The organism is Rhodococcus chondri, from assembly GCF_036327435.1.
Lineage (GTDB): Bacteria > Actinomycetota > Actinomycetes > Mycobacteriales > Mycobacteriaceae > Rhodococcus > Rhodococcus chondri.
The window spans coordinates 1-3,440 of the sequence record NZ_JAUZMZ010000289.1; the positions used below are offsets into that span (position 1 = coordinate 1).

At 66.5% G+C, this 3,440-nt stretch carries 4 protein-coding genes and 1 pseudogene; 1 reads left to right on the top strand and 4 read right to left on the bottom strand.

From position 1 onward, the window contains the following. The coding region (locus Q8814_RS25090) for an HNH endonuclease signature motif containing protein (protein ID WP_330154670.1) at window positions 1-332 on the top strand (332 nt) is incomplete at its 5' end. A 5-nt stretch (window positions 333-337) separates the two neighbouring features. Here the strand turns inward: Q8814_RS25090 and Q8814_RS25095 are convergent. The 4 genes and pseudogenes from Q8814_RS25095 to echA20 form a co-directional block, all read right to left on the bottom strand. After that, a complete protein-coding gene (locus tag Q8814_RS25095; RefSeq protein ID WP_330154671.1) occupies window positions 338-1,411 on the bottom strand; it encodes an NAD(P)H-dependent flavin oxidoreductase in 1,074 nt (357 codons plus the stop codon). After that, window positions 1,408-2,181, bottom strand: a complete 774-nt coding sequence (gene ipdB / locus Q8814_RS25100) for a cholesterol ring-cleaving hydrolase subunit IpdB (RefSeq protein ID WP_330154672.1) — start codon at window positions 2,179-2,181, stop codon at window positions 1,408-1,410. The genes Q8814_RS25095 and ipdB overlap by 4 nt, the downstream gene beginning before the upstream one ends. Further along, complete coding sequence (gene ipdA, locus Q8814_RS25105) at window positions 2,178-3,059, bottom strand: cholesterol ring-cleaving hydrolase subunit IpdA (RefSeq protein WP_330154673.1); 882 nt, start codon at window positions 3,057-3,059, stop codon at window positions 2,178-2,180. Before ipdA ends, ipdB begins: the two co-directional genes overlap by 4 nt. A gap of 48 nt (window positions 3,060-3,107) precedes the next feature. Then, window positions 3,108-3,440: pseudogene (gene echA20 / locus Q8814_RS25110) on the bottom strand ((7aS)-7a-methyl-1,5-dioxo-2,3,5,6,7,7a-hexahydro-1H-indene-carboxyl-CoA hydrolase); the annotation flags it as partial.

Consider the following 3,440-nt stretch of genomic DNA (forward strand, 5'->3'; position numbering starts at 1 on the left):
ACCACCTACGTGAGTGGCGCGACGGCGGCGCCACCGACCTCGACAACCTCGCGCTGGTGTGCGACGCCGACCACGCCCGCATCACCGGCACCGACGCGGGATGGACCACCACCGCCGACCCGCACGGTGGCCGGCCCCGGTGGACCGCGCCGCACCTGCTCGACCCGACCCGCACCCGGCGCCGCAACCACCGGCACCACCCGCACGAATTGATCGCGAAAGCTACAGCCAAGGCAACAGCGGCACGCGATTCCTACCGGCCGAGGCTCAACAGGAAACAACGACGGGCTTTGCTGCGTCGCCGACGCAGCAAAGACCGTGTTCGTCGCTGATGTTGCTAACCGCGCAGGGCGGCGAGCGCGTCGATCCGCTCGATGGCCTCGGCCATGATCCGATCGATCAGTTCCTGGCAGCTCGGCAGGTCGTCGACCATACCGACGGCCTGGCCGGAAGCGAGGACGCCCGCCTCCGTATTGCCGTCCACCAGACCGGCTTTGAGCAGCATCGGCGTGTTGGCCGCCATGATGATCTGCTGCCACGTCCGGTCGCTTGCCTTCTTCATCGCGAGACCGTCGCGTGCGATCGTCGACCACTTCATGCCGGTCATCGACTTGAACTTCGTCGCATTGCGAGCGGCCGCGATCAAACCCTTGGCGTAGCTGGACCGCTCCAGGCTGTCGACCAGGTCGGTGTTGAGCACGCGGTGCGGCATGCCGTCCACCTTGAGCGAGACCGTCGTGTCCTGCAGGCCTCGCGCCAGATACTGCTGCTTGACCGAATCGGGCACTGCGCTGTCGCTCGTCAGCAGGAATCGCGTACCCATCGCGATGCCGGCGGCGCCGTAGGAGAGCGCAGCGGCCAGTCCTCGTCCGTCGAAGAAGCCGCCCGCGGCGACCACCGGGATGTCCACGGCATCGAGAACACTGGGCAACAGGAGCGTCGTCGCGACGGGACCGGTGTGCCCACCGCCCTCACCGCCCTGCACGATCACGGCATCGGCACCCCACGACGCGACCTTGACGGCGTGCTTGGCGGCACCGATCGACGGGATCACGACGATGCCGTGATCCTTGAGCTTGGCGATCAGTTCCTTCTTCGGCGCGAGCGCGAACGAGGCCACCTTGACGTTCTCGCGGATCAGCAGGTCGATTCGCTGTCCCGCGTCCGAGGCGTCGGCACGCATGTTGACGCCGAACGGCTTGTCGGTCAGCGACTTGGTTTTCGCGACCGCGGCCTCGAGCTCGGGGTACGTCATCGTGGCCGATGCGAGGATGCCGAGTCCGCCGGCGTTGGAGGTCGCGGCGGTCAGGCGGGGCCCGGACACCCAGCCCATACCCGTCTTGACGATGGGGTGCTCGACTCCCACCAGCTCCGTGAAGGGTGTGCGCAGCGACGGCTTGCCGACTGTCACAGCGAGACCTCGCGGTCACGCAGGTTCTTGGGATCGAGAACCTCGCGGATGAGCCGCAGTTCTTCGGCGGTGGGTTCGCGGGTCACAGCGGCCTCGTCGAGTCCGGCCACCTCGAACGAGGTGTTCTCGGCGACTGTCGCCGCCTCGACACCGGGGTGCAGCGACAGCGCGCGGAACGTGTGGTCGGGACCGCCGAAGTCGAACACACCGAGGTTGGTGACGACACGAGGAATGCTCAGGAACCGGTATGCCGGGTTCTCGGGGTCGACCTTGTCGTACCCGACGCCCGACACCACGTCGACCTTGTCGGTGAAGACCCGGCTCGAGTGTCGGCCCACCCAGTAGCTCGTGGCGTGGTTGATGGTGTTGCCGGGGGCGCCGCGCACACCGAACATCTGCCGTGTGGGCTGCTGGAGCGGACCGAACGCCGACAGGTTCTGGTTGCCGTGACGATCGATCTGGTTGGCACCCATCACCACGTGCCGACGACCGGAGGCGACCACGTCGAACACCTTCCGGAACGGCATCCAGCCCTCGATCGGGGCCTTTGCGCCGAGCGCCGGGACGTCGGCGAGGATGAGAGCCTCACCGTCGGTGATCAGCAGGTCGGGCTCGGTGGTGAGCTTGGCCAGGCGCGCACCGATCTGGGGGAGGGTGGCCATCGGGCTGGCCATGATCTCACCGGCGCCGGCGAAGATCTCCGCGCACGCGATCGCGCAGTACTCGGCGCGAGTGACGGTTCCACTGTGCGTGGTATCGGTGGCGGTCATGCCTGCTCCTCTGCGAATTCCTTGACGGCGGCCTGGTAGTCGTCCTCGGATCCGGAGAGGAACCGATCGACGAAGGTCTGCCACGACTCGGGGTCCTTGGCCGATTCGGCGTAGTGCCGCTGGAACTTCTCGTCGCGGCCGTAGCTGTCGCCGGCGAGGGTGAAGTGGGCACCGTTCGGTGCTTCGACGACACCGTCGACCATCATGCGGTTGAGGATGAGCGACTGCAGCGGAACGGATTTGATGAGCTCGTCGGTATCGACGACGCGTTCCACCGACACGAACCGCTTCTCGGCGGCCATGCAGTAGAGGTCGTCGAAGTACGGGTCGACGCCGGTGTACGCGGCATTGCCGTGTGCGTCGCCCACGTTCAGATGCACCAGTGCCGCATCGAGATTCAGTGCGGGCATCGCGACGAGAGTTTCGGTGCGGCCGTCGGACGCCGGGTACGGCGAGGCGACGGTCTTCAGTTCGCCCTCCCAGAAGTTCAGGACGTCCGACCCGAGACCGGCGCGGATGGGCAGGAACGGCAGTCGTGCAGCGGCGGCTTCGAGGCCGCACTTGATCATGCCCTCGTCCATTTCGCGGGCAACGATCTCGCCGCCGGTGCGCGCCTTGGCGAACCACGGGTCGTAGAACGGAGCCGAGTCCAGGGACACAAATCCGTAGTACGCCTTCTTGACTTTGCCTGCCGAGCAGAGCAGCCCGAGGTCGGGGCCGCCGTAGGTGACGACTGTGAGATCGGTGAGGTCGGAGCGCAGGATCGCGCGGACCAACGCCATAGGCTTACGGCGCGACCCCCAGCCGCCCAGGCCGATCGTCATCCCGCTGCGCAGTTCGCCGACTACTTCGTCGAGCGACATTCTTTTGTCACGCATGGTTTTCGGACTCCTAGAGAGTGTGTATCGGACGTTGTGCACGCAACGTCACTGGTTGGTGCGGGCCTTGCCGGTTGCGACGAACTCGTCCCGGTGCTCATCGGCGACGCCCGCGAGGTTGAGTTCGAAGGTGAAGCCCTGCTCGATGCGGTAGCTGGTCTTGACGTCCACCGGGTCGATGCGGTTGATCGCTTCTTTCGCGCGACGGATGACGCGGGTGTCCTTCACCGCGATGAGTTCGGCGACTTCGCGTGCGGTGGCGTCGAGGTCGGCGCGGGGGACGACCTTGTAGACGGAGCCGAAGTGCTCGAGCTGCTGCGCGGTGACGTTCTGCGCCGTGTAGTAGAGGGCGCGCATCAGGTGCTGCGGCACGAGGCGCGC